General features: G+C 30.3%; 24 protein-coding genes, 1 tRNA gene and 1 pseudogene. 22 read left to right on the forward strand and 4 right to left on the reverse strand.

All coding sequences use genetic code 11. The features are described 5' to 3' along the window. Window positions 1-5: 5 nt before the first annotated feature. On the forward strand, window positions 6-866 hold the full coding sequence (locus ACFWUA_RS09185; RefSeq protein WP_416197723.1) for a GerMN domain-containing protein: 861 nt from the start codon (window positions 6-8) through the stop codon (window positions 864-866). A 55-nt stretch (window positions 867-921) separates the two neighbouring features. Continuing rightward, window positions 922-1018, forward strand: a tRNA-Sec gene (locus tag ACFWUA_RS09190). A 210-nt stretch (window positions 1019-1228) separates the two neighbouring features. On the opposite strand, the pseudogene ACFWUA_RS09195 reads toward ACFWUA_RS09190, so the two are convergent. Continuing rightward, window positions 1229-1543: pseudogene (locus ACFWUA_RS09195) on the reverse strand (ISL3 family transposase); the annotation flags it as partial. Window positions 1544-1639: 96 nt separating this feature from the next. On the opposite strand from ACFWUA_RS09195, the gene tnpA reads away from it, so the two are divergent. Continuing rightward, window positions 1640-1873, forward strand: coding sequence for an IS66 family insertion sequence element accessory protein TnpA (gene tnpA / locus ACFWUA_RS09200; RefSeq protein WP_416197724.1), 234 nt, complete (start codon window positions 1640-1642; stop codon window positions 1871-1873). On the opposite strand, the gene ACFWUA_RS09205 is transcribed toward tnpA, so the two are convergent. Then, window positions 1862-2719 carry an ISL3 family transposase gene (locus ACFWUA_RS09205; protein ID WP_416197725.1) on the reverse strand — a complete coding sequence of 286 codons (858 nt, stop codon included), beginning with the start codon at window positions 2717-2719 and terminating at the stop codon, window positions 1862-1864. The two genes, tnpA and ACFWUA_RS09205, sit on opposite strands and share 12 nt — an antisense overlap. Before the next feature lie 232 nt (window positions 2720-2951). Between ACFWUA_RS09205 and ACFWUA_RS09210 the strand changes: the two genes are divergently transcribed. Together ACFWUA_RS09210 and ACFWUA_RS09215 are read left to right on the forward strand one after the other, a co-directional pair. After that, a complete protein-coding gene (locus ACFWUA_RS09210; protein WP_416197726.1) occupies window positions 2952-3332 on the forward strand; it encodes a universal stress protein in 381 nt (126 codons plus the stop codon). Between the two features lie 55 nt (window positions 3333-3387). Beyond that, entirely contained in the window at window positions 3388-4440 is a 1053-nt protein-coding gene (locus ACFWUA_RS09215) for an ATP-binding protein (RefSeq protein ID WP_416197727.1), read from the forward strand. A gap of 37 nt (window positions 4441-4477) precedes the next feature. Here ACFWUA_RS09215 and ACFWUA_RS09220 read toward each other — a convergent pair whose 3' ends face one another. Then, window positions 4478-5362 (reverse strand): alanyl-tRNA editing protein, encoded by an 885-nt coding sequence (locus ACFWUA_RS09220; RefSeq protein WP_416197728.1) that lies wholly within the window; start codon window positions 5360-5362, stop codon window positions 4478-4480. 425 nt (window positions 5363-5787) lie between these two features. On the opposite strand from ACFWUA_RS09220, the gene arcA reads away from it, so the two are divergent. The 5 genes from arcA (at window position 5788) to holA (ending at window position 12577) form a co-directional block, all read left to right on the forward strand. Beyond that, window positions 5788-7017 carry an arginine deiminase gene (gene arcA / locus ACFWUA_RS09225; protein WP_416197729.1) on the forward strand — a complete coding sequence of 410 codons (1230 nt, stop codon included), beginning with the start codon at window positions 5788-5790 and terminating at the stop codon, window positions 7015-7017. A 63-nt stretch (window positions 7018-7080) separates the two neighbouring features. Next, entirely contained in the window at window positions 7081-8073 is a 993-nt protein-coding gene (gene argF / locus ACFWUA_RS09230; RefSeq protein ID WP_416197730.1) for an ornithine carbamoyltransferase, read from the forward strand. 32 nt (window positions 8074-8105) lie between these two features. Continuing rightward, a complete protein-coding gene (arcC, locus tag ACFWUA_RS09235; RefSeq protein WP_416197731.1) occupies window positions 8106-9044 on the forward strand; it encodes a carbamate kinase in 939 nt (312 codons plus the stop codon). A gap of 19 nt (window positions 9045-9063) precedes the next feature. Further along, window positions 9064-11535, forward strand: coding sequence for a DNA internalization-related competence protein ComEC/Rec2 (locus ACFWUA_RS09240; protein WP_416197732.1), 2472 nt, complete (start codon window positions 9064-9066; stop codon window positions 11533-11535). Continuing rightward, on the forward strand, window positions 11525-12577 hold the full coding sequence (gene holA, locus ACFWUA_RS09245) for a DNA polymerase III subunit delta (protein ID WP_416197733.1): 1053 nt from the start codon (window positions 11525-11527) through the stop codon (window positions 12575-12577). The genes ACFWUA_RS09240 and holA overlap by 11 nt, the downstream gene beginning before the upstream one ends. Before the next feature lie 36 nt (window positions 12578-12613). On the opposite strand, the gene rpsT is transcribed toward holA, so the two are convergent. Beyond that, a complete protein-coding gene (gene rpsT, locus ACFWUA_RS09250) occupies window positions 12614-12889 on the reverse strand; it encodes a 30S ribosomal protein S20 (RefSeq protein ID WP_416197734.1) in 276 nt (91 codons plus the stop codon). Between the two features lie 159 nt (window positions 12890-13048). On the opposite strand from rpsT, the gene gpr reads away from it, so the two are divergent. The 12 genes from gpr (at window position 13049) to ACFWUA_RS09310 (ending at window position 25978) form a co-directional block, all read left to right on the forward strand. Then, window positions 13049-14023, forward strand: a complete 975-nt coding sequence (gene gpr, locus ACFWUA_RS09255) for a GPR endopeptidase (protein ID WP_416197735.1) — start codon at window positions 13049-13051, stop codon at window positions 14021-14023. Between the two features lie 73 nt (window positions 14024-14096). Beyond that, window positions 14097-15299, forward strand: coding sequence for a stage II sporulation protein P (gene spoIIP / locus ACFWUA_RS09260; protein WP_416197736.1), 1203 nt, complete (start codon window positions 14097-14099; stop codon window positions 15297-15299). Between the two features lie 72 nt (window positions 15300-15371). After that, window positions 15372-15920 (forward strand): signal peptidase I, encoded by a 549-nt coding sequence (lepB, locus tag ACFWUA_RS09265; RefSeq protein ID WP_416197737.1) that lies wholly within the window; start codon window positions 15372-15374, stop codon window positions 15918-15920. A gap of 43 nt (window positions 15921-15963) precedes the next feature. Next, on the forward strand, window positions 15964-16230 hold the full coding sequence (locus tag ACFWUA_RS09270) for a hypothetical protein (RefSeq protein WP_416197738.1): 267 nt from the start codon (window positions 15964-15966) through the stop codon (window positions 16228-16230). Between the two features lie 87 nt (window positions 16231-16317). Next, window positions 16318-18132 (forward strand): translation elongation factor 4, encoded by a 1815-nt coding sequence (gene lepA, locus ACFWUA_RS09275; protein ID WP_416197739.1) that lies wholly within the window; start codon window positions 16318-16320, stop codon window positions 18130-18132. 40 nt (window positions 18133-18172) lie between these two features. Further along, the gene (gene hemW, locus ACFWUA_RS09280) at window positions 18173-19309 is read left to right on the forward strand and encodes a radical SAM family heme chaperone HemW (RefSeq protein ID WP_416197740.1); all 1137 of its coding nucleotides are present in this window, start codon (window positions 18173-18175) and stop codon (window positions 19307-19309) included. 141 nt (window positions 19310-19450) lie between these two features. Beyond that, on the forward strand, window positions 19451-20488 hold the full coding sequence (gene hrcA, locus ACFWUA_RS09285) for a heat-inducible transcriptional repressor HrcA (protein WP_416197741.1): 1038 nt from the start codon (window positions 19451-19453) through the stop codon (window positions 20486-20488). A gap of 45 nt (window positions 20489-20533) precedes the next feature. Beyond that, window positions 20534-21130 (forward strand): nucleotide exchange factor GrpE, encoded by a 597-nt coding sequence (grpE, locus tag ACFWUA_RS09290; protein WP_416197742.1) that lies wholly within the window; start codon window positions 20534-20536, stop codon window positions 21128-21130. Between the two features lie 29 nt (window positions 21131-21159). Next, the gene (gene dnaK / locus ACFWUA_RS09295) at window positions 21160-22989 is read left to right on the forward strand and encodes a molecular chaperone DnaK (RefSeq protein WP_416197743.1); all 1830 of its coding nucleotides are present in this window, start codon (window positions 21160-21162) and stop codon (window positions 22987-22989) included. A gap of 85 nt (window positions 22990-23074) precedes the next feature. Next, window positions 23075-24184, forward strand: a complete 1110-nt coding sequence (dnaJ, locus tag ACFWUA_RS09300; RefSeq protein ID WP_416197744.1) for a molecular chaperone DnaJ — start codon at window positions 23075-23077, stop codon at window positions 24182-24184. Window positions 24185-24294: 110 nt separating this feature from the next. Further along, window positions 24295-25242 carry a 50S ribosomal protein L11 methyltransferase gene (gene prmA / locus ACFWUA_RS09305; protein WP_416197745.1) on the forward strand — a complete coding sequence of 316 codons (948 nt, stop codon included), beginning with the start codon at window positions 24295-24297 and terminating at the stop codon, window positions 25240-25242. A gap of 1 nt (window position 25243) precedes the next feature. Further along, window positions 25244-25978, forward strand: coding sequence for a 16S rRNA (uracil(1498)-N(3))-methyltransferase (locus ACFWUA_RS09310; RefSeq protein ID WP_072743310.1), 735 nt, complete (start codon window positions 25244-25246; stop codon window positions 25976-25978). Window positions 25979-25987: the final 9 nt, after the last annotated feature.

Consider the following 25987-nt stretch of genomic DNA (forward strand, 5'->3'; position numbering starts at 1 on the left):
TATATATGAGTAAAAAATATTTAATTATATTATTCGTATTTATAATTTCTATAACCACTACATCATGTCAAAAATATGATGTAGTAAATGAAGAAAGCAACAATTTTCCTCCCATAAATCCCTTGCCAGAAGATAAGCTTGAAATTGTTCTTTACTATCCCAATGAATCAATGGACTATTTAGCTCCAGAATTTAGAGTTGTACCAAGAAAAAATGCCCAAATAGAAGAGATGGTTATAGATGAATTGTTAAAGGGAACTTCTAAAAAAAACTTGAAAAGTATTGTACCAGCTAGTACTAAAGTATTATCTATTGATATAAATGATGGTGTAGCTTATGTAAGTTTTTCAAGCGATTTAGTAGGAAAAGATTATACTGAAAAAGAGGAAGCCTTTGTAATATATTCTATCGTCAATTCTTTGACTTCTATTTCTTCCATAAACAAAGTTCAGATACTTATAGATGGGAAAGCAAGAGATGTGTTGTATAAATACTATTGTATTAGAGAACCTTTTGAGTTTAGTGGCATGATAGTTTCTAAAAAATATGTAAGCCCTGTTTCAATAATAAATAATTATTATGATTCTATACTAAACCATAAGTATGATGAAAGCATATCTATGTTAAATTTAAAGGATGTGGATAAATTTAAATATAATACACTAAAGACTTATTTGATAGAGGAATTTAAGGGCATAATTAATTATGATATTAAAGATTATACAATATATGAATATTCAGATGAACTAAAAATGAGTGTTAAATATACTATAAGCTATGAAAAAGGTAGTGTAAAAAATTCTCAAAAAAATTTAAAGTTGATTTATAATGGAGAGGACTTTTTAATAGAAGGAATTATATATTAAAAAAAGCTTGAAAAATAGCATATTATGTCTTATAATAGAATATGGTTTTTAATCTGGGGGTAGATGAGTCCTGGTGGGCTCTCTGGTCTTCAAAACCAGCGCGAGGGGTTAGGAGCCTCTTGGGTGAGTTCGATTCTCACATGCTCCCGCCAAAGATTATAAGCGACTTTAAGTCGCTTTTTTGTTTTTTTGGGCTCTTTGTCAATAGTTGGGGTGGGATTTTTTGCAATCCCGCTCCATTACTATTTTTAAGCCTATTTTTGTATAATGACTGAGATGGATAGAGTTACATGTGTTTTAGGGTGCACTTAATAAACCTAGCTAAAATGTAGGCTTCTTACAGGTATTCATTTTTAAAATGTTTAGCTTGTACAGTGAAGTATTCTATTACGAAACCTATAAAAGTTTTTAAGTCCAAAGGATATTCGTTTTAATACCTTGATTTTATTGTTGAAACCTTCAGTTGGACCATTAGTATAACCATATTTAAATGCATTTTTAATTTCCTTATGCCATCTTCTATATGTAGCTGCACATTTTTCAAACTCTGGTATTCCAGAGCTTTCTGCATTTTGAATCCACTTAGCTAATTCCCTACATTGGTAAGAATATTTATCGCTTTGACAGATTTCATAAAACCATTCTTTAAGTTTATGGGCAATACGTAGGTCATCATTATATAAAAGTAAGCGTCAAATCTACCCCACATTTTAAAGAAATGCTTTCTATGAGATAATACCTTTAAACATCATCAATAAGGGAGGTTATCTCAAATGAATGAAGAAGAAAGAAAACTTTGGACTAAAAGAATTGAAGATTATAGAGCCAGTGGATTAACAGCAGTTAAATGGGCTGAAGAAAACAATGTTTCTGTCCATACACTTAGATATAAAATTACACAATTCAATAAAGAAAAGGAACAAACATCTAAAAAAATCCAATGGGCATCAATTGTTTCTGAAAAATCAGTAGAGAATAAAGAAACTTATCCATCATTAAAACATTAAATCAACGGCTTCTTTATTCTCATCCTTAAGCTTATGATATCGCGTTAAAATTAGCTTTCTGCTCCGTTTATAGTATTTTCTAAGAGTAGCAGTCATAGATTTTTGTATGCGTTTCCTGACATTTTCAATAGCCCAAGTTACATGCCTAATAAAGTGGTATTTATCGATAACAATTATAGCATTAGGGAAAAATACTTTAGCTAAATCAACGTAAGGCTGCCACATGTCGCATACAAAGAACTTCACCTTATTCCTTTCCTTACGAGAAAATTGCCTAAAGTAGCTTACAAGATCACTTTGACACCTGTCAGGAATAATATCTAAAACCTTATTGTTTTCCCCATCAACAAGAATACACTGATACTTTCCAGTCTCTGCATTCCCCTTAAACTCATCAATACATAGAACCTTAGGTAGTGTAGGAGTACCATAATTAACATGATTAAAGATACGAATAACAGTAGAAACAGAGACGTTGGCCACTTTAGCTACAGAAGTTAGACTAGTTAGCTTGGTAAGCTCTTGGCAAATAAAAAATGCTAAACGGTTAGTCATGCGGTGATAGCGAGGTAGAAAGTCATAAGACTCATAAAACCTCTTTCCACAAGAGCAAGCATACCTTCTTTTTCGAAGTACAAGATATGTGTGCTTAAATTGAAAAGGTAAATCCTTAATTGTCTGTTCTCTGTAGTCATGAATTTTAGAAGTTTTAGCACCACAAGCAGGGCAAATATGCTCTTTTGGATCAGTTGTAATGTAGATTTTAACGAAAGAATCCTCATGCGATATTTTAGTTACTTTAACCCCTTTTAAATCTAATAATTGTGTGATAAAATTAGATTGCACTTGTGAATAAACCTCCTTTGTATGTTTTTTTAACCAATTAACATTTTAGCAGGTTTATTTCACGAGTGCATTTTATTTTTAGAAAAAATAAATGTTAGGGTAAATTATTTTCCACCCCAACATTTATTATAGAACCTTTATATGTTAAATAGTTAACAAAAATTAAGAAAATCTATGAGCTTATTCATGATATAATGATAATGGCCGTACTTTTTTTAAAGGAGGATTTTTGATGAAAAATAGAAATGTCATGGTATGTGTTACTCAACAAAAAACTTGTGAAAGATTAATATTAAGTGGCTATGAGATGTTAAAGAATGATAATGATAAATTATTTGTAATACATGTAGTGAATGAAAAAGATAATTTTTTAGATAATAATAGTGATGGTGAAGCTTTAGAATATTTATTTAATGTATCAAAAAAGGTTGGGGCTAATTTGACAGTATTAAGATCAAAAGATGTGGTTAAAACTATAGAAGATTTTGCAGTGAAAAATAAGATTACCCATATACTCATGGGAGCATCGCCAGAGGCAGATGGCGGGGAGAGTCAAAACTTAACTTTTAAATTAAATAAAATGTTACCAGAAGTAGAATTTGTCATATTATAAAAGTATAGATGTATGTTGTATTAGACTTTAAAATTAATATTGAAGGAGGAATTTCGTGATAGGTATAAAGAGGATGTTTCCTGGAGGAAATACTTCAGAAGGTTTTTTTTCATATCACAAGTATATTACCAACAATATACATAAGAAAAAATTCATTTTAAAGGGTGGGCCAGGCTCAGGAAAATCTACAATCATGACTGAAATTGGAGATGAAATGCTAGAAAAAGGATATAGTATTGAATATCATCATTGCCCTTCAGATAGATATTCAGTAGATGGGATAGTTGTACAGGAACTAGGTATTGCCATATTAGATGGAACAGCACCCCACATAATAGATCCAGAACTTCCTGGGATAATGGATGAGATAATTGATCTTGGAAGATATATAGATAGTGAAAAGCTTATGGAAAATAAAGATATTATAATAAATGCGAAAAGTGGCAACAAAAACTGTTATAGAAGAACCTATTCATATTTTAGAGCTGCTAGACAAATACTAAATCAAATAATAGAAGAAAATAGTGAATGTGTTGATTTTAAAAGTATGAATAGAATGATATTAGATTTAATAGCAGAAATATATTCTACAGAAGGGGATAAAAACCTATTGGGTGGTGAAAGACATCTATTTGGTAGTGCATTTACTCCCAGTGGCTTTGTAGATTATACAGATGCTCTTTTAGAAGGCTTAGAAAGGGTATATTTTGTAACTGGAGACTATGGTACTGGTAAATCAACACTATTAGGCAAAGTTTATGAAAATGGGAAAATTAGAGGTTACTATATAGAAGTTTATCACGACCCATTTATTCCTCAAAAAATAAATACAGTTTTAATCCCAGAGCTAAATATAGGATTTACAACTAGTACTATGATAGGAGATAATTATTTCAAGAAAATAAATTTAGACGAATATTTTAATATTTCAAGAAAAAATGAAAATGATTATAAAGCTTATAAAGAATTAATAGATTTAGGAATATCTAATTTATCTAATGCCAAAGCAAATCATGATATTTTAGAAAAATATTATCATCTTGCTATTGACTTTGATGGAGTAAATAAGGAAAAAGAATATATCATTAATGAAATTGAAAATTTATAAAAGAAGCTTTTAGTAAAGAGGAGTTTAGTCATAAAATCTAAAGCTCCTCTTTATTTGTTAGTTTTTCACATTTGTATTTTAAAAGTTCTTCTTTAAGAATTCTATTTTCTTTTTCTAATTTTTCTTTTTGAGTATAGAGTTTTTCTACTTTTTCATATACATTTGTATCGTTTATAGAAAGAAGAGCAGAAATATTATTTATTTGTAAATTTTTTTGTGAGTAATCTTTTAAAGCTCTGTTTCCGCAGACAAATTCCACTCTAGTATTTTCTTTATATTTTTCAGATTTCCTTATTTTTATCATACCTATTTCTCCAGTATTTCTAAGATGAGTTCCACAGCAAGGAGAATAATCTATATCATCTATTTCTACAATTCTAATATTTGAATCTACAATAGGTTTTTCTCGAAGTGGAATTCTATCTAAATCATTTTTTTGGACAATATAAGTATTTATTGAAAAGTTGGAATAGATGATTTTATTTGCAACAATTTCTACTCGTTCTATATCTTCAATTTTCAATTCTGGTATAGTAATATCAATATATACATAATCTTCTCCTATGTGAAAACCCAAAGTTTGTGCACTATATAGTTTATAAAATACTGAAGAAAGAAGATGTTGGCCTGTGTGTTGTTGCATATAATCTAATCTAGTATCCCAGTCTATAGACAATTGAACTTTATTGGTGTCTATATTTTCATTGACTATATGAATAATATCATTATTTTCCTCATATGTGTCTATTACTTTTACACCAGCTATGGTTCCTTTATCTCCAGGTTGTCCGCCAGCTAGATTTGGATAAAATATAGTTCTATCAAGTTTTAAATAAAATTTGTTGTCATTATATTTTTTTTCTACTATTCTTGCATTTATTTCAGTTATATATGGATTTTTAAGATATATTTTTTCTGTCATATTTTCACCTCATCTCATCTACTTTAATATTTTGTCAATATATATTTTATCATTTTTTCTTAGAGAAAAGTAATTTTAAAAGGAAAATAAACTTGTGATATAATAAATACACAAGGGGGTTAAAAAATGAAACCTAATGGTTATCTGCTCGTTATGGCTGGAATGTTGCTTGTAATATGGTCTTTAAATAGAATGAATAGAAATAGAAAAGTATAAATATGCTTATATTTACACTTAAAGAAAACATTTTCACTAAAATAGAGTACAAAAATGCAACATGAGCTGCATAAATATACATGACGTGAATAAATATTTATTTTTGCTTGACATAAATGACAATTTAAAGTTATAATTTAACTATAAATTATCCTTTCGTTTGAAAAGTGTTTCAAATGTATATTAGTGCATAAAAAGGGGGAGTACCTTTGAAAAATCCATTAAATGTGAAATCTGAAATTGGAAAATTGAATACTGTGTTATTACATCGTCCAGGGAAAGAACTGGAAAACTTAGTACCTGATTGTTTAGACAGGCTATTGTTTGATGACATACCATATCTTGAAAATGCAGTTAGTGAGCATGATGAATTTGCTAAAATATTTAAAGAGAACGGAGTAGAAGTAATATATTTAGAGGATTTGGCAAGCGAGGCAATTGAAAATGGAAAGGTTAGAGAAAAATTTATCGATGATTTTCTTGATGAATCTGATATTGCCGGTGAAGGAAACAGGGAAACAATAAAAGAATATTTTGATAGTTTATCAAATAATGAATTGATTGATAAAATGATAGCTGGAATTAGGAAAACTGAAATTCAAAGTCATAAGATTCATACTTTATCGGATATGCTTGATGGCGATTATCCATTTATATTAGATCCTATGCCAAATTTATATTTTACACGAGATCCTTTTGCTATAGTTGGAAATGGTGTCTGCATAAATCATATGAGGACAGAAACTAGAAACCGAGAAACTCTTTTTGCAAAATATATTTTTGAATATCATCCAAAATTTAAAGACGTAGATATTCCTATTTGGTATAATAGGGATGAAAGGTATTCTATTGAAGGTGGAGACATTTTGATACTAAACAATGAGGTTATAGCAGTTGGCATTTCTCAGAGAACTGATTCAGCGGCTATTGAAAAATTTGCAAGGAAGATATTGTGGTCAGATAGTGGTTTTAGAACTGTATTAGCTTTTGATATTCCTAAAAAAAGAGCTTTTATGCATCTTGATACGGTATTTACTATGATTGATTATGACAAATTTACTATTCATCCAGAAATAGAAGGACCTTTGACTGTATTTTCTATTACAAAGAGTTTACATGGTAAAGAAAAGCTATCTATAGAAAAAGAAGAAAGTGAATTAGAAGATATACTCATGAAATACTTGAAATTGGACAAAGTATCATTGATAAGATGTGGCGGAGGAAACATTGTAGATGCAGCTAGAGAACAATGGAATGACGGCTCAAATACTTTGGCTATTGCGCCAGGAGAAGTAATTGTTTATGGAAGAAATTATATTACAAACAAGATTTTAGAGGAAAATGGCGTTATAGTTCATAAGTTGAATAGTTCTGAATTAGTTAGGGGACGTGGAGGTCCAAGATGCATGAGTATGCCTTTTTCAAGAGAAGATATCTAATCTTTGAAAATATAGGGATTTAATAATCCCTATTTAAATAAATAACATGATAGGAGGTTTAATATGGCTTACAATTTAAAAGGAAGAAATTTTTTAACATTAAAGGATTACACACCAGGTGAGATTGATTATTTATTGAATTTAGCAGCTGAATTGAAAAGACAAAAATATGCTGGCATTAGACCTAGAAATTTGGAAGGGAAAAATATAGCTTTAATTTTTGAAAAACCTTCAACTAGAACTAGATGTGCTTTTACTGTAGCAGCAATAGATGAAGGAGCTCATCCAGAGTATTTAGGAAAAGGCGATATACAATTAGGGAAAAAAGAAAGTATAGAGGATACTGCAAAAGTATTAGGTAGAATGTTTGATGGCATAGAGTTTAGAGGATTCAAACATGAAACTGTAGAAGCTCTTGCAGAATATTCTGGTGTTCCAGTTTGGAATGGACTTACAGACAAATATCATCCAACTCAAGTATTGGCAGATTTTTTAACTATTAGAGAACATAAAGGATATTTAAAGGGAATTAAATTTGCTTATATTGGAGATGGAAGAAATAATATGGCAAATTCTTTGATGATTGGTGCTGCAAAAATGGGTATGGATTTTAGAATAGTATCACCAAAAGAATTGTTCCCAGAAGAAGAATTGGTAGCAGAGGCAAGAAAAATAGCAGAAGAAAACAAAGCAAAAATAACTATAACAGAATCAGTAGAAGAAGGAGTAAAGGACGCAGATGTTCTATATACAGATGTTTGGGTATCTATGGGAGAAGAAGCTCATTTTGAAGAAAGAATCAATTTACTTAAACCTTATCAAGTAAATATGGACATGGTGAAAATGGCAGATGAAGAAGTTTTGTTCCTACACTGTTTACCAGCTTTCCATGATTTAGAAACAGAAGTAGGTAGAGAAATATATGAAAAATATGGTTTAAAAGAAATGGAAGTAACTGATGAAGTATTTAGAAGCAAACATTCAGTTGTATTTGATGAAGCTGAAAATAGGATGCATACTATAAAAGCTGTAATGGTGGCTACTTTAGGAAAATAGTTGTATAGATATTTTAGAAGGGGGAAATCTGTTTGGAAAAGATAGTAGTAGCATTGGGAGGAAATGCCCTACAGGCAGCAGGAAAGCCAGCAACAGCTGAAGCTCAGCTTGAGGTAGTTAAAGATACGACTAGATATATTGCTGATTTAATAGATGCAGGATACCAAGTAGTTATTGCTCATGGAAATGGGCCTCAAGTAGGTAGAATAGTTCTCCAAAACGAAGCGGCAAACCATATCACTCCAGCAATGCCTTTTGATGTGTGTGGTGCAATGAGCCAAGGCATGATAGGATATCATATACAGCAAGCATTGAAAAATGAGTTACAAAAAAGAGGTAGTAAAAAAGCAGTTTCAACAATTGTGACTCAAGTCGTAGTAGATAAGGAAGATAGTGCTTTTAAAAATCCTACAAAACCTATTGGACCATTTTATACAGAAGAAGAGGCAAATTTGCTTAAGAAAGAAAAAGGCTATGATATGGTAGAGGATGCTGGAAGGGGATTTAGAAGAGTAGTAGCTTCACCAATGCCTAAACGAATAGTTGAAATAGATGCAGTAGAGACTCTTGTAAATTCTGGTGCTGTTGTCATAACTGTTGGAGGTGGCGGAATTCCAGTCATAGAAGAAAATGGTGAATTAAAGGGAGTAGCTGCAGTTATAGATAAGGATTTGGCGAGCGAAAAATTAGCTGAAGACCTTGCTGCAGATACACTTTTAATACTTACAGCAGTTGATAAGGTTTCCTTGAACTTTGGAAAGCCAAATCAAGTAGATTTAGATGATATAACAGTTGAAGAAGCTAAAAAATATATTGAAGAGGGTCATTTTGCAAGTGGAAGTATGCTTCCAAAAGTTGAAGCAGCTATAAAATTTGCTGAATCTAAAGAAGGCAGAGTGGCTATTATAGCTTCATTAGATAATTGTTTAGAAGCTGTAAAAGGAAAACAAGGTACGAGAATTTCTATGTAAATAATTAATAGGTGATTTTATGTATAAAAAAACTTACTTTAATCAACCTTTTGTTCAATTTACTATTCCTATAATTATAGGAATAGTTTTTTATTATTATGTAAAAATTGATTTTAAATTTATTGCTATAGGACTGATTGTTTCTTTGGTATTGTTTTTGATTTGCTTTTTTTTCAATAAAAGAGAGCTTTTAATTTTATATTTTCTATTTTTCATCATTGGTATGTTAACTATTCATGAGAAAACTGAAAATAGCATTCTTTTACCTTTTGTAGGTGAAAATGTAGAAATAAAAGGAAGAATTGTAGAAGCTAAATATAAAGATGATTTTGCAAATTATATTGTAGAGTCCCAAAATATATATTACAATGACAGCGTATATACTGGAAAAGAAAAGGTATTGTTAAAATGCTATGGAGAAGGGAAATATGAAACAGGTGATATCATAAGTTTTTCTGGCATTTTAAATGAACCAAGGCCAAATACAAATCCCAAGCTTTTTAACTATAAATTGTATTTAGAGACCAATGACATATTTACCATTATTAGTACTAGAAGTTATTTTGTAAAAGTTCTTTCGAAAAACAATTTGAGTTTAGGAGAAAATTTAAGAGAAAAATTTAAAACTAAAGTTGAGAGTACTTTTGATGAGTATTTAAATCTTAAAAACAGTCAATTGATGAAGTCAGTTATGCTTGGAGAAATATCTTATTTAGATGAAGAATATCAAATTAAATATAGGGAAATGGGATTAGCTCATTTGATGGCTGTATCGGGGCTACATATTGGAATTATTTCATCTTTTTTAATATCAGCACTTGCGATAGTGGGAGTGAATAGAAAGGTAAATGTTGGAATGACTATAGCTATCTTGTGGATTTATGGATACCTTATTGGCTTTCCGCCTTCTGTACTCAGATCGCTTATAATGTTTACGGTACTTATGTATTCTCAAGTACAATTTAGGTCTTATGATGAAATAAATACTATAGCTTTTGCTGCATTTGTACTTCTTATTTATAATCCACTATGGCTTTTTAATGTAGGATTTCAATTATCTTTTATGGCTACACTATCGTTGTTATTGTTTTTGAAAGAAATGAGAAATAAATTTTATCCTTACAAAGGCAAAGCCATGACTTCTCTTTATAGCATATTAGCGGTTCAGATAGGGATAGCTCCCATAACTATATATTACTTTAACAGCATTTCTCCTATAAGCATACTGGCAAATTTTTTATTGATACCTTTGTTGTCAATAGGAGTCATAATAGCTTTTCTTATTTTATTATTTTCTTTTGTAAGTAGTTTTGTTTGCTACTTTTTAGGACTTGTATTGAACGGTATTTTAAATGTGGAAAATATTATATTAAACATGATATATGTTCTGCCTTTTGGAAGTGTCAAAATGTTGTCACCAAGTGTTTTGGAAATGTTTCTTTATTATTTTGCTGTTTTTTGCATATTTAATATTGTTAGAGTTGATGTTTTTCCATTTAAGATAAATAGAGTGATTTTTTATTATCTTATAGTATGTATATTGTTTACAGCTATTTTACCCGTAGTAGAGAGGAACTTGACTATAGAGTTTATAGATGTGGGACAAGGGGATTGTATGCTCATAGAAACTGATGGTAGATATTTTTTGCTTGACACAGGTGGAAATGCATTTGGAAATTTTGATGTAGGAGAAAATATAGTTTTGCCTTATCTAGTGAAAAAAGGAGTATTTTCACTAGATGGAGTTTTTATTACTCATTTTCATGAAGATCACTGCAAGTCTTTGCCACTACTTATGGAAAATTTAAAAGTAAAAAGGGTTTTTATAGCTTATGAAAATGAAGATAGTCGTATTTACAATGATATAATTTCTAGTGCTAAAGAGAACAAGGTACATGTCTATAAAATTGGGTATAATCAAAAGCTAGATATTGGACAAAATGTTTCTATTAGAGTTCTATGGCCCAAAGAAGAAACTCATTTAAAGCATATAGATAATGAAAATAATTTGTCACTAGTGCTTTTGTTGAACAGTTTTGATAAGAAAATACTGTTTACAGGAGACATAGAATTTGAGATAGAATCTATTTTAGTACAAGGTGAAAAAGAAGATATAGATTTTTTGAAAGTTCCACATCATGGAAGTAGTACATCATCTAGTGAAGATTTTATAGATTTTTTCAGTCCTAAATATGGATTTATACAAGTTGGGAAAAATAATTTTGGCCATCCCAATGAGGAAGTCCTTGAGAGGTATAAGGATAGGGGAATAGAGATATATAGAACTGATGAATCTGGACTTATAACATTAGATATTAGGCCAAATGAATATGATATTCATACTTTTATTAGAGAAAAATCTGCTATAAATGATATAATATTAAATTATGGATTAGAAATAAGTTTTGTACTTATATATATGCTATTATCATATTATATTTCTAAAAAAAATTGTCATATATTTAGGGAGTGGGAAGATTATGAAATATGAAGAATTGCTTGTAGATATAAAAAACAACAAATTAAAAACGGTTTATATTTTTTGTGGAGAAGAACATTATCTTATAGATTATTCTCTCAAATTGATAAAAGAAAAATATGTTTCTCAAGGGCTTGAATCACTTAATTATATAAGTTTTGAAGGTAAAGATACAAAATTTAACGAAATTTACAATGCCTGCGAAACCCTTCCTTTTATGTCTGAAAAAAAGATTGTAGTTGTAAAGAATTTAGGTATATTTAGTAGAAGGAAAAAAGATGATGAAGAAGATGAGACAGAGTCAAAAAAAGATGAAGAATTAAAAGAGTATCTTAAAATTTTGGGAAATTATGTAGTGGTTATATTTATTGAAAAAGAAAGAAAAGTTGATAAAAGTAAATCTATAGTTAAAACAATCAATAAAATTGGTGGAGTTGTGGATTTTGAGAGAATAAAAGGAAAAGATTTATATAATTGGATAGAAAAAGAATTTAGAAAATATGATAAAAGTATATCTTATCCAAGTATAAATTATTTAATACAGTATTCATCTTATTTATCTAGAGATGGGAACAAGACATTGTATGATTTGGAAAATCAAATAGCTCAAATTTCAAATTTTGCAAGAGATAAAAAAGAAATTTCTAAAGATGATATAGATAAAATAGTAGCTAAATCTTTAGACAAAAATATATTTAAATTGCTGGATAGTATTGCAGCTAAAGATGTAAATGAATCATTAAAAACATTCAATGAAATATGTATTTTGAATGAACCATTGCCTAAAATACTATTTATGATAATTAGGCAATTTCGACTTTTAAGACAATGTAAAATTTTAAAGGAAAGTGGCTTTGGTGAAAAAGAATCTATAGAGAGAATGGGAATTAAACCTTATGAATTTGGGAAGATATCTAGGCAGTGTAAAAGCTTTTCTTGTGAAAAATTGGATAATGCATTGAAACTTTGTTTGGAAGCAGATGAAAAACTTAAAAGTACCTCAATAAATTCTAAATTGGTTTTGGAGATGCTTATAGTCATATTGTGTCAATAAAATGAAAAAACTTCGGGATATAACCGAAGTTTTATATTATATAGCTTCATTTACTTTGTTGTTTAATCTTTTAGTCAAACGACTAACTTTTCTTGAAGCAGCGTTTTTGGAAACAACATTTTTTGTAGCAGCTCTTTTTAATTTTTTATCTATAATCTTAAGTAATTCTCTAGCTTCATCGAAATTACCTTTTTCTACTGCTCCATCAAATTTTCTAATATATGTTCTAATTTCTGACTTTCTACTTTTATTTATTTCAGTTTTTTTATTAATAACACGAATTCTCTTTTCTGCTGATTTGATGTTTGCCAACAAATTCACCTCCCCATTATCTAACAAGAAATATTTTACCATGAAGGTCTATAAAATGCAAGGCAAAATAGATTTTATTTATTATACATAAAAAAAATTATAATACTAAAAATAGTTATGATGACTTATAAAGTTAAAAAAATGAGAGGAGTGATTTCAATGTTTCAAGTAAGAACAGATTTAGCTGTTGAGGCTAGAGAATTATATAGTCATGGAACAAATAGGGAAGTTCCTGGAGTAGAGGTCAGAATAGAGGAAGAGGAACACTATACTATAACAAGAGTGAAAATATTAGATGAAATTGGTGAAAAAAACATGGGGAAACCTATAGGTACATATGTGACTATAGAAGTCCCTAATTTAAAAAATCCCACTCAAGATTTAAAAGATGAGGTAAGTATCCAACTGGCAAAAGAAATAAAGGCAATAGCAAAGAATACCAACAAGACCAAAACTCTTATAGTAGGGCTGGGAAATTGGAATGTCACTCCAGATGCATTAGGGCCTAAAGTAGTGAAAAGAGTTCTTGTTACGAGACATTTTTTTGTTTCATATAAAAAAGAAGATGATGAAGAGATGGCTAATGTTTCAGCACTATCTCCAGGTGTTATGGGTCTTACTGGGATTGAAACAGGAGAGATTATAAAAGGAGTTGTAGAAAAAATTAATCCGGATTTAGTTATAGCTATTGATGCACTGGCATCAAGAAATATGAATAGAATTAGCACTACTATACAAATTTCTGATACAGGAATAAATCCAGGTAGTGGAGTAGGAAATAAAAGACAGGGACTTAATAGTGAATATCTAGGGATTCCAGTTATTTCAATAGGTATTCCTACTGTAGTAGATGCTGCTACTATGGTTAATGATACTATGGATTTGATCATTGATTCTATGATGAAAGAAGCAAAAAATGGATCGGAATTTTATGAAATGCTAGTTGAATTATCAAAAGAAGAAAAATATTCGCTAATAAGAGAAGTGCTAGAGCCTTTTATGCCTAATACTATTGTGACTCCAAAGGAAATTGATGAACTTATAGATAATCTTTCTATTATAATAGCAAATGGACTAAATATAGCTCTTCATCCAGGAATTGATTTAAAAGATGTGAATAGGTATATAAAATAAATAGTTTTTTCATATAAATCTTCCTTTTAGAATATATTTTTATGATAGCTTTATTGAAAAGGAGTGTATTTATATGAATACAAAGGTTTATAGGACAAGATTTTATTATGTATTGTTTGCTCTTTTTTGTGTTTTTATATTTTTTTTAGGTTCTACAGTTGTGATGAAATATTTTAAAGATGATTTAAATCCCATATCTGATTATGAAGAAAGTGTTGAGGTATTTAGTTTTGAGAAACCTGAAAGAATAGATAAATCAGAAATATTGTTAAAAATCATATCAGTTTCAAACTCGTCTATGAGTGCTTTTTTAAAAGGGGAAAGAGAAATTGATACTGGATTATATGAATTAATTAGAAAGAATTTAAGTGATGCTTTGAATATAGATATTTATATAAAGGCTCAATTTCCGGCGCTATTTACTTTAATAGATGCGAAAAATTCAATACAAATACCCAAAGGCAAAGATATAGAAGTGTCTAAAGACGATAATTTAGACGTACAGCAATTAGAAGATTTGATATTTGTTGAGGATTTGATGGAAAGTGAAGAAGGAGAATTTCTTAAAGAAAACGAAATTAAATCAGAAAATATAAATTTAGAAGGAATACCTGTTGCTCAAAACATCAAAAAATTGGAAGTAAATAAAGAAAAACCTTATGTTTTAATATATCATACCCATGGGACAGAAGCTTATTTGCCAGTTGTGGAAAATACATGTCATACTATAGAAAAAAAGTACAATGTATTGACTATTGGAGATATTATTTCTGAAAGTTTAGAAAACGCTGGTCATGGTGTTTTACATGTGACTACTTATCATGATTCTCCTTCTTATAATGGTTCATATACAAGATCGCTAAATACTATTAAAAATGTTATGGGAAATGATTCAAATTTAAAAGTGGTATTTGATATTCACAGGGATGGAATACCGGAAAATGCAAGCTATAAAAGCAAAGCAGTAAAACAATCTAAAATTGTGATAGATGAAAAAGATGTAGCTACTTTTTCCATAGTTATTGGTCCAGATTCTCCAAATGTAGATGAGGTTCTAAAGTTTGCCAAATATATAAAAGTAGTTTCTGATACTCTTTATCCTGGACTATGTAAAGGAATAATAATAAAGCCTAGTGGCAAATTTAATCAATTTGTTTCTGATTATTATGCTTTAATAGAAATAGGTAGCAATTTCAACACCATAGAGGAGGCTCAAGAGTCAGCAAAATTGGTGGGAAAAATATTGAGTGTAGTTATAGATAAACTTCAGGAATAATTTTGCTTTTTTTTAATAAGAAAAAGTGCTATAATGGTATAAACTTAGTATTACATTTGTGGAGGGATTCTTATGGAAGAAGATAAAAAAACAAAACCAAAGAGTGAGGCTATGGAATGGATAAAAAGCATCTTTTTTGCTGTTGTTGTTGCTATTTTGATAAAAACATTTATATTTAATACTACTTATGTGTTGGGAAGTTCAATGTATCCTACTTTGCATGAAAAAGATAGATTGTTTACAAATAAAATATCCTTATATTTTTCCAATCCTGATAGGGGCGATATTGTAATACTTAAGGCTCCAGACAATCCAAGTAAAGATTATATAAAACGTGTTATAGCTTTGGCTGGTGATACAGTGGAAATAAAGGATGGAAAAGTATATTTAAATGGTGAGATTTTAGAAGAAGATTATATAGCAAAGGATGCTTATACGCACACTTATGATGAGGATACTTGGGTAGTTCCAAAGGGATATGTATTTGTTTTAGGTGACAACAGAGAAGAAGGGGCAAGTAAAGATAGCAGATATTTTGGCTGTATTCCTGTAGAATCCATTAAGGGAAAAGCAAATTTTAGATATTTTCCTTTTGGAGATAGATTTGGGAAAATAGAATAGTATATAATAGAAAAAAATGTCCATAATAATCTTGGTGATTGTTATGGGAAGTAGAGTGGAACGTGTTAGAAAACAAAAAAAAGAAAAATCAAAATATCGCTTTGAAGTTTTAACAATTATAGTCGTTTTATTTATTTTCTATTTAGGTTTAAAAACAACGGAAAAATCTATTCAAGAACTTACTTATGTACAAGATCAGCATATTTTTTTATTAAATTTGGAAGACAAACCTTCTATTCAATTGTTTGGTAAGACTTACAACTTGAATATTGCAAATTTTATAAAAGAATTTATCAAAAATATTAAATGACCAGTAAATCTGGTCATTTAATTTACATAAACTAATTTTTTTGCTATAATTGTTTAAGATTATTTTCACACTCTAAGGAGGAAAAACATGCAAAAAGATAAACAGAAAAGGATTAGGAATTTTTCTATAATAGCTCATATAGATCATGGGAAGTCTACATTAGCAGATAGGCTCATAGAAAAAACTGGGCTTTTAACTTCCAGGGAAATGCATGCTCAAATGTTGGATAGTATGGATTTGGAAAGAGAAAGAGGAATAACTATTAAGTTAAAAGCCATAAGACTTATATATAAGGCCAATGATGGGGAAGAATATATTTTAAATCTAATAGATACGCCAGGCCATGTAGATTTTAACTATGAAGTGTCAAGAAGTCTTGCAGCTTGTGAGGGAGCACTTCTAGTAGTGGATGCTACTCAAGGGATAGAAGCTCAAACACTAGCCAATGTTTATTTAGCTTTAGAGCAAAATCTTGAAATAATTCCCATCATAAATAAAATTGATTTGCCAAGTGCTAGACCTGATGAGGTTAAAAAAGAAGTAGAAGATGTAATTGGAATAGATTGTTCTGATGCACCTTTGATTTCAGCAAAAGAAGGTACCAATATTGAAGAAGTGTTAGAAAAAATAGTATCAGCTGTTCCAGCACCGGTGGGCGATATAAATGCACCATTGAAAGCTCTTATTTTTGACTCCTACTATGATAGCTATAAAGGAGTTGTTTCATATATAAGAGTATTTGAAGGTTCTATAGTGCCTGGAATGGAAATACAGATGATGTCTACAGGCAAAGTATATGAAGTAGTAGAAGTGGGAGTGAATGCATCTAAACAATTGCAACTAGATAGACTTGAAGCGGGAGATGTAGGATATGTAACTGCTAGCATCAAGAATGTAAAAGATGCACGAGTTGGTGATACTATCACTAGTTATGAGAATCCAACAGAAAAGCCTCTGCCAGGATATAAAAAAGTAACTCCAATGGTTTATTGCGGTATTTATCCAGCAGAAGGAGAAGACTTCAACTCAGTGCGAGATGCTTTAGAAAAACTTCAGGTAAATGATGCAAGTCTTGTATTTGAACCTGAAACTTCTATAGCTTTGGGTTTTGGTTTCAGATGTGGTTTTTTAGGACTTCTTCATATGGAAATCGTACAGGAAAGGCTTGAAAGAGAATTTGATTTAAATATCATAACTACTGCACCAAGTGTTATATATAAAGTGAAAAAATCAGATGGTGAAATGCTTTATATACAAAACCCAACCAATCTTCCACCAGCTACTGAAATAGAATATATGGAAGAACCTATTGTAGATGTGTCTATAATGACTCCAACAGATTATGTAGGAGCTATTATGGAGCTTTGTCAAAACCGAAGAGGTACATTTATAAATATGGAATATCTTGAAGAGACAAGGGTAGTTATGCATTATGAACTTCCACTTAATGAAGTTATATATGACTTTTTCGATGCACTCAAATCTAAAACTAGAGGTTATGCATCTCTTGATTATGATTTAAAGGGATACAAGCAATCAGAATTAGTTAAATTAGATATTTTGATAAATGGGGAACTAGTAGATGCTTTCTCTATTATAGTACATGAGGAAAAATCTTATGAGAGAGCTAGGGCTATTGTGGAAAGACTTAAAGATGTTATACCAAGACATCAATTTGCTGTACCTATACAAGCTGCTATAGGTTCGAAGATAATAGCAAGAGAGACAGTTAAAGCTTTGAGAAAAGATGTTCTTGCAAAATGCTATGGTGGAGATATATCTAGAAAGAAGAAATTGCTTGAGAAACAAAAAGAAGGGAAAAAGAGAATGAGACAAATAGGTAGTGTAGAAGTTCCTCAAGAAGCGTTTTTATCAGTTCTAAAATATGATGAAAAAAAATAATGCACACAATTTGTGTGCATTATATTTTAGGAGGTAAAACATGAAGGAATTGGCTTTGTATATACATATTCCATTTTGTATAAGCAAATGTTATTATTGTGATTTTAATTCTTTTTCAAATAAAAAGTTATTGATACCAGATTATATATATTATTTAATCAATGAAATAAAGTTATATAAAGATAAATTAGAAGACTATACAATAAAAACTATTTTTTTTGGAGGAGGAACACCTTCTTCCATAGAAGCAATATATATAGGTAAAGTACTTGAAACTATTCATGAAAATTTAAATGTAGATAATTTAGAAGAGATTTCTATAGAAGTAAATCCCAAAACTATAGATGGGGAAAAAGTTAAAATATATAAGGAAATGGGTATAAATAGAATAAGCATAGGATGTCAGTCTTTAAGAGATGATATACTAACAAAGATTGGAAGAGTACACAATTCAAAAGATTTTTATGAAACATATAATCTCTTGAGAAAATATGATTTTTCAAATATAAATGTAGATTTAATGTTTGGATTACCTGGTCAAACTCGCGATGACTTGTTTTTTACATTAGAAGAAGTTGTTAATTTAGGTGTAGAACATATATCTTTTTATAGTTTGATAATAGAAGAAGGAACTAAATATTATGATTGGTACAAAGATGGGGAAATAATATTGCCTGATGAAGAAGAGGAAAGAAACATGTATCATGATGGAGTGAAATATTTGAAATCAAAGTGCTACGAACATTATGAAATATCGAATTTAGCTAAAAAAGGATATGCTTGCAAACACAATTTGTTTTATTGGACACTTAAACCTTATATAGGTGTAGGCCTTGGCTCTCATTCAAATATTTGGGGAAAGAGGTATTGGAATCATGAAAGTTTTCGGGAGTATTTTGAATCTTTAAGTACAAATAAACTTCCTATAAGTGGAGAAGAAACAATTGATAGAGAAATGGAAATAGCAGAGTATTTAATACTGGGTCTAAGATTAGTGCAGGGAATAGACAAAAAAGATTTTTTAAATAGATTTAAAGTTTCAATTGATGGTATATACGGTGAAGTTTTCGATAAACATAAGGAAAATGGTTTAATTTATATTGATGATAAAAGTATACGACTAACTGAAAAAGGTTTAGATTTGTGCAATTTAGTTTTTGTAGATTTGTTGCCATAAATAATAAATTAATTTCTTAAAAGGTATTGACAAATTTTAATAGTAGTGATAACTTTAAATCGTAAGGATTAGCACTCAATAATATAGAGTGCTAATAAAACCCTTTTATTGTAAATCAATCTACGTTTATGGGGTGATAAAATGTTAGATGAAAGAAAGCTAAGAGTGCTTCATGCCATCATAAACAGCTATATTTCAAGTGCAGAACCTATTGGTTCTAGAACTATTTCAAAAAAATACGATTTAGGGGTAAGCTCTGCAACTATAAGAAATGAAATGTCCGATTTGGAGGATTTAGGGTATTTAAACAAGCCTTATACCTCAGCGGGAAGAGTACCTTCAGACAAAGCTTACAGGCTCTATGTGGATATGCTTTTAAAAGATTCAAAAACTCTCATTGATATGAGAAAAAAACAGGAGATTAAAAAAACTTTATTGAAAGAAGCTGTAGAAATAGATAGTCTCATTGAAAATTCAACAAAGATACTTTCAAAGCTTACAAATTATACAGCTTTGGCTATAGCTCCTCAATTTGAAAGGAGTACACTTAAACATATTCAACTTATACCTATAGATGAATATGAAATATTGGTAGTCATTGTAAGTGATTCAGGAATAGTTAAGAATACTATTTTTAGGATAGATAATCAAATACCAGATGATCAATTAAATATCATTTCAAATTTTTTAAATGGGAAGCTTAAGGGTTTAACTATTGAAGAAATTGGCAATGAAATAGATACAGTAGTATTTAAAGAAATGTATGAGTATAAAAATATTATAGAAAGCATTATACCTGTTATCAATCAATCACTGGAAGAAGTAGAAAATGTAGAAGTTTTTGCTGATGGTGTTACGAATATATTCAATTTTCCTGAATATAGTGATGTCACAAAAGCTAAGGCATTTTTAAGTTTTATTGAGGACAAAAATTTAGTAGTAGATATAATGTTAAAAAATACACTAGATGATTTTGAAATAACTATAGGAGGCGAAAATTCCATAGATGAAATAAAGGATTGCAGTCTCATAACGGCTACTTATAAGTTAGATGGGAATACTATAGGTAAAATAGGTGTTATAGGGCCTACTAGGATGGATTATTTCAAAGTTATAAATGCAGTAAATTTATTGGCAATGAACTTAAATGAAATAATGAGCAAATTTTTCTCAAAATAATGGGGTGTAAGGATTCTTACACTCTATTAAAGTGAGATTGATGCTATGTTTTATTATTTAGCACTAAAAACAGATATAAGAGGTGATTTAATGGAGAACAAGGAAGATAGGATTTCTGAGGAGCTTCATAATGAAAAAATAGAAAATGTAGAAAACACAGAAGAAACAAAGGAAGATGTAGCTGAATTAGAAAAACTTAAAAGAGAGTTGGAAAGTAAGACAAAAGAAATTGAGGAGCTAAACAATAGGTTTCTAAGATTGCAAGCAGATTTTGTTAATTTCAAAACTAGAGTTGAGAAAGAAAAAGAAAGCATATATAGTTATGCATCAGAAGATATTTTAAATTCTATGTTGCCAATATTAGATAATTTTGAAAGAGCACTTAGTAGTTCAACAGATGTTGAAGATGGATTTTATAAAGGAATGGAAATGATATATAATCAATTAATAAAAGTACTTAGTGAAAATGGTTTAGAAGAAATAGAAGCACTGCATGAAAAATTCGATCCAAATTATCATCATGCTGTATTTCAAGAAGAATCAGATGAATATGAAGAGGGAACAATTATAGAAGTTTTTCAAAAAGGATATAAGCTAAAAGATAAAGTTATCAGACCTAGTATGGTAAAGGTTGCAAAATAAAGTAAATATGTATACAAGGAGGAATTTATATGGGAAAAATAATAGGAATTGACTTAGGAACTACAAATTCTTGTGTTGCCGTAATGGAAGGTGGAGAACCTGTAGTTATACCTAATGCTGAAGGAAATAGAACTACGCCTTCTGTAGTAGCTTTCACCAAAGATGGAGAAAGATTAGTAGGGGAAACTGCTAAAAGGCAAGCTATAACTAATCCAGAGAGAACTATAGCTTCTATTAAGAGACAAATGGGTACTGATTACACAATAACTATTGATGGGAAAAAATATACGCCTCAAGATATTTCAGCTATGATTTTACAAAAAATGAAAATGGATGCAGAAAATTATTTGGGAGAAAAGGTAACAGATGCTGTAATCACGGTGCCAGCATATTTTACGGATAGTCAAAGACAAGCAACAAAGGATGCAGGAAAGATTGCAGGGCTAAATGTTAGAAGAATTATAAATGAGCCTACAGCAGCATCTCTTGCATATGGTATGGATAAAGAAGGAGAACATCATAAAATAATGGTTTTTGACTTGGGTGGAGGAACTTTTGACGTATCTATTCTTGAACTTGGAGATGGAGTGTTCGAAGTAATAGCTACTAGAGGAAACAACCATTTAGGTGGAGATGATTTTGATCAAGAACTTATTGATTATATGGCTGAAGAATTTAAAAAAGAAAATGGCATAGATTTAAGACAAGACAAAATGGCACTTCAAAGATTGAAAGAAGCAGCAGAAAAGGCTAAAAAAGAGTTGTCAAGTACTATGACTACAAATGTGAATTTGCCATTTATTACAGCTACTCAATCAGGTCCATTGCATTTAAATATGGATATTTCAAGAGCTAAATTTGAAGAATTGACAGCTCACTTAGTAGAAAAATCTCTTGAGCCAGTTAGAATGGCATTGAAAGATGCGGGATTATCTCCATCAGATATAGATAGAGTTATATTGGTTGGTGGTTCAACTAGAATTCCAGCGGTTCAAGAAGCAGTTAAAAGACTTATAGGAAAAGAACCTCACAAGGGAGTAAATCCAGATGAATGTGTTGCTATAGGAGCAGCTATTCAAGGTGGAGTATTGAGTGGAGAAGTAAAAGATTTGTTGCTATTAGATGTTACGCCACTATCTTTGGGAATTGAAACATTAGGTGGAGTTATGACAAGATTGATTGAGAGGAATACTACTATTCCAACGAAGAAGAGCCAAATATTTTCTACAGCTGCAGATGGTCAAACTGCTGTTGATATTCACGTTCTACAGGGTGAAAGACCAATGGCCAAAGATAATACAACTCTAGGTAGATTCCAATTAACAGGAATACCACCAGCTCCAAGAGGAGTTCCACAAATTGAAGTTACTTTTGATATTGATGCCAATGGAATAGTTAATGTGTCAGCTAAGGATTTAGGAACTGGAAAAGAACAAAAAATAACAATTACAGCCTCTACCAATTTAACTGAAGAAGAAATTGAAAGAAAGGTAAAGGAAGCTGAAAAATTTGCTGAAGAAGATAAGAGAAAGCAAGAAGAAATTGAAGTTAGAAACAATGCAGATTCATTGGTATATCAAACAGAAAAGACATTAAATGAATTGGGAGATTCAATTTCAGATAGTGAAAAGTCTAAAGTGGAAGAAAGATTGAAAGAGTTGAAGAAGTCCCTTGAAGGTGACGATGTAAGTGATATTAAAAAGAAAACTGAAGAATTGACAAATGAATTTTATGCTATATCACAAAAGCTATATGAAAAAACTGCGCAACAACAGCAAGACACAAGTGGAAGTACAGAAAATGAAGGTGATGATGTAGTTGATGCAGATTATGAAGTAGTAGATGACGATGATAAATAATTAAAAAAATCAAAGCTAAATGGTTTCATTTAGCTTTGATTTTTGGTAAAATATCTTTAGTATAGCATTGAAAGTTGGTGAAATAGTGGAAAAAAGGGATTATTATGAGGTTTTAAATGTATCAAGAGATGCAACAGAAGAAGAACTAAAGAAAGCATATAGAACTTTAGCAAAAAAATATCATCCAGATTTGAATCCAGGCGATGAAGAAGCAGAACAGAAGTTTAAAGAGTTAAATGAAGCTTATGAAGTATTAAGTGATCCTGAAAAAAGGGCGAAATATGACAGATTTGGCCATGCTGGTGTAGAAGGACAAACTGGTGGATTTACGGGTTTTTCTGATATATTTGATGATATATTTGATATTTTTGGAGGAGGTTTTTCGTCACAAGCTAGGAGAACTGGTCCAAGAAAAGGGGCAGATATCAGACATAATCTAAACTTAAGCTTTGAAGAGGCAGTGTTTGGAGTAGAAAAAGAAATACAGATAAGAAAAGTTGATGAATGTAGTGTGTGTTCTGGTTCTGGAGTTGAACCTGGTAGTAGCAAAACTATTTGTCCTAAATGTGGTGGTACAGGAGAAGTAAGGTATGCACAGAATACAGCTTTTGGACAATTTGTAAGAGTGGCTACTTGTGATGAATGTGGTGGTACTGGTGAAATAATTAAAGACAAATGTACAACTTGTGGTGGAACGGGCAAAGTGAAAAATACAAAAAAAATTAAAGTAAAAGTTCCAGCTGGAGTAAATACAGGTTCCATAATATCTATTAGAGGTGAAGGAGATGCAGGAGAAAGAGGAGGTTCTGCGGGAGATTTATATATTTATATAAATGTTAGAGAACATGATATATTTAAACGAGAAGGAAATGATATATATTGTGATATTCCTATTTCTTTTGTTCAGGCAGCTTTAGGAGCTGAAATAGAAGTTCCTACATTGGAAGGACCTATTAAATATGATATTCCAGAAGGAACTCAAACTGGCACAGTATTTAAGCTAAAAAACAAAGGTGTACAGAATGTCAGAGGATATGGTAAAGGAGATTTTTATTTTAAAGTAGAAGTAGAAGTACCAAGGAAACTTACAGAAAGGCAAAAACAAATTTTGATGGAATTTGCCAAAGAAAGTGGAGATAGTTATAAAGGGGGCAAAAAAGGTTTCTTTGACAAAATGAAGGATGCCTTCAATTAAAAAACGATCACCTATAAAAAGGTGATTGTTTTTTAAAAACCTTTTTTAAAAATGCAAAATAGGGTATAATAGTGTGGAATTTACTTAATCTTAAAAGGATGTGAAGACATATGAAATGGATAGAAGTACAGATTAAGACAACTACTGAAGCGGAAGAAGCTGTTGCCAACATTTTGTATGAATTAGGAGTTGGAGGGCTAGCTATTGAAGATCCGAATGATATATTAGCTTTTGCTAAAAATGAAGATGATTGGGATTATATTGATCCAAGTCTTCTAAAACAAGATTTTGAAGGAGTAATCATAAAAGGATATTTCCCAGAAAGTGAAGATCTAATAGATAAAATAGAACTCATAAAACAAAATGTTGAAAAGATTCCTCAATATAATTTAGATAAGGGATTAGGAGAAGTAACTACAACAGAAGTTTATGAAAAGGATTGGGCAGAATCTTGGAAAAAATATTATAAACCAAAAAAAATAGGAGAAAAAATAGTTGTTAAACCTACTTGGGAAGAGTATGAAGAAAAGTCGGGAGAAATAATAGTTGAATTAGATCCAGGAATGGCTTTTGGTACAGGAACTCATGAAACTACTACCATGTGTATTAGAGCGTTGGAAAAATATACAAAACCTAATTCTACTATATTTGATATTGGTTGTGGTAGTGGTATATTGAGTATTGCAGCAGCAAAATTGGGTGGAAAAAGAGTTGTTGGAGTAGATTTGGATGAATTACCTGTCAAAGTTTCAAAAGAAAATGTAAAATTAAACAAAGTTTCTGATGTGGTTGAAATAAGAAGAGGAAACTTATTAGATGTGGTAGATGAAAAAGCCGATATAATAGTATCAAATATTATTGCAGAAATAATTGTGGATTTAACATCTGATATAACTCCATATTTAAAAGGAGATAGTATATTTATATCCTCAGGAATTATAATAGAAAAAATAGATATGGTAGTGGATGCTCTTTCAAAAGAGGGATTCAAAGTTTTAGAAATATCTAAAATGAACGGTTGGGCTTGCATAGTATCAAAGCTTGAAAAGGATGAGTAATATGAATAGATTTTTTGTACAAGAAAATCAAGTCAATAAAAATCTTATAACAATTGTAGGGGAAGATGTAAAACATATAAAAGATGTTCTTAGATTAAAAGTAGGAGATAGTATAGAGGTAGTATCTAAAGGCATATTGTATTTATGTCAAATACATAGTATAGAAAAGAACATTATACTTGCGAATATAGAAGAAAAGTTTAAAAGTAAAAATGAACCTCCAATTCATATAGTTCTCTATCAAGGACTTCCTAAAAGTAGCAAAATGGATTTTATAGTTCAAAAAGCTACTGAATTGGGAGCTGCGGAGATATATCCTTTGATTACTGATAGAACTGTCGTAAAAATAAATGATATAAAAAAGGAAAATAAAAAGGTAGAACGTTGGAATAAAATAGCTTTAGAAGCAGCTAAACAGAGCAAGAGAGATTGCATACCAATAGTTAAAAACATTATTTCATTTAATGACATGCTATCTTCCCTAAAAGATGAAAAAAACATTCTGGTGCCCTATGAGGATGAAGAAACAGTTCATTTAAAGGATGTTATGAAAAATATTGAGGGAGAAAAAATTCATATCATTATTGGTCCAGAAGGTGGATTTGAAGAAAGAGAAATTGAAGAACTTAGAAGTATTGGTAGCAATATAGTTTCTTTAGGGCCCAGAATACTCAGAACAGAAACTGCAGGATTGGTGGCTATGTCAATATTATTATATGAATTAGGAGATATTTAGGAGTGGTTA

This window comes from Sporanaerobacter sp. (genome assembly GCF_047830725.1).
Classification (GTDB): Bacteria; Bacillota; Clostridia; order Tissierellales; family Sporanaerobacteraceae; genus Sporanaerobacter.

Coding starts and splice junctions, on each gene's coding strand:
- ACFWUA_RS09185 (WP_416197723.1), top strand. CDS start 6: ATGAGTAAAAAATATTTAATTATATTATTCGTATTTATAATTTCTATA.
- tnpA (WP_416197724.1), top strand. CDS start 1,640: ATGAATGAAGAAGAAAGAAAACTTTGGACTAAAAGAATTGAAGATTAT.
- ACFWUA_RS09210 (WP_416197726.1), top strand. CDS start 2,952: ATGAAAAATAGAAATGTCATGGTATGTGTTACTCAACAAAAAACTTGT.
- ACFWUA_RS09220 (WP_416197728.1), bottom strand. CDS start 5,362: ATGACAGAAAAAATATATCTTAAAAATCCATATATAACTGAAATAAAT.
- argF (WP_416197730.1), top strand. CDS start 7,081: ATGGCTTACAATTTAAAAGGAAGAAATTTTTTAACATTAAAGGATTAC.
- ACFWUA_RS09240 (WP_416197732.1), top strand. CDS start 9,064: ATGTATAAAAAAACTTACTTTAATCAACCTTTTGTTCAATTTACTATT.
- holA (WP_416197733.1), top strand. CDS start 11,525: ATGAAATATGAAGAATTGCTTGTAGATATAAAAAACAACAAATTAAAA.
- gpr (WP_416197735.1), top strand. CDS start 13,049: ATGTTTCAAGTAAGAACAGATTTAGCTGTTGAGGCTAGAGAATTATAT.
- spoIIP (WP_416197736.1), top strand. CDS start 14,097: ATGAATACAAAGGTTTATAGGACAAGATTTTATTATGTATTGTTTGCT.
- lepB (WP_416197737.1), top strand. CDS start 15,372: ATGGAAGAAGATAAAAAAACAAAACCAAAGAGTGAGGCTATGGAATGG.
- ACFWUA_RS09270 (WP_416197738.1), top strand. CDS start 15,964: ATGGGAAGTAGAGTGGAACGTGTTAGAAAACAAAAAAAAGAAAAATCA.
- lepA (WP_416197739.1), top strand. CDS start 16,318: ATGCAAAAAGATAAACAGAAAAGGATTAGGAATTTTTCTATAATAGCT.
- hemW (WP_416197740.1), top strand. CDS start 18,173: ATGAAGGAATTGGCTTTGTATATACATATTCCATTTTGTATAAGCAAA.
- hrcA (WP_416197741.1), top strand. CDS start 19,451: ATGTTAGATGAAAGAAAGCTAAGAGTGCTTCATGCCATCATAAACAGC.
- grpE (WP_416197742.1), top strand. CDS start 20,534: ATGTTTTATTATTTAGCACTAAAAACAGATATAAGAGGTGATTTAATG.
- dnaK (WP_416197743.1), top strand. CDS start 21,160: ATGGGAAAAATAATAGGAATTGACTTAGGAACTACAAATTCTTGTGTT.
- prmA (WP_416197745.1), top strand. CDS start 24,295: ATGAAATGGATAGAAGTACAGATTAAGACAACTACTGAAGCGGAAGAA.
- ACFWUA_RS09310 (WP_072743310.1), top strand. CDS start 25,244: ATGAATAGATTTTTTGTACAAGAAAATCAAGTCAATAAAAATCTTATA.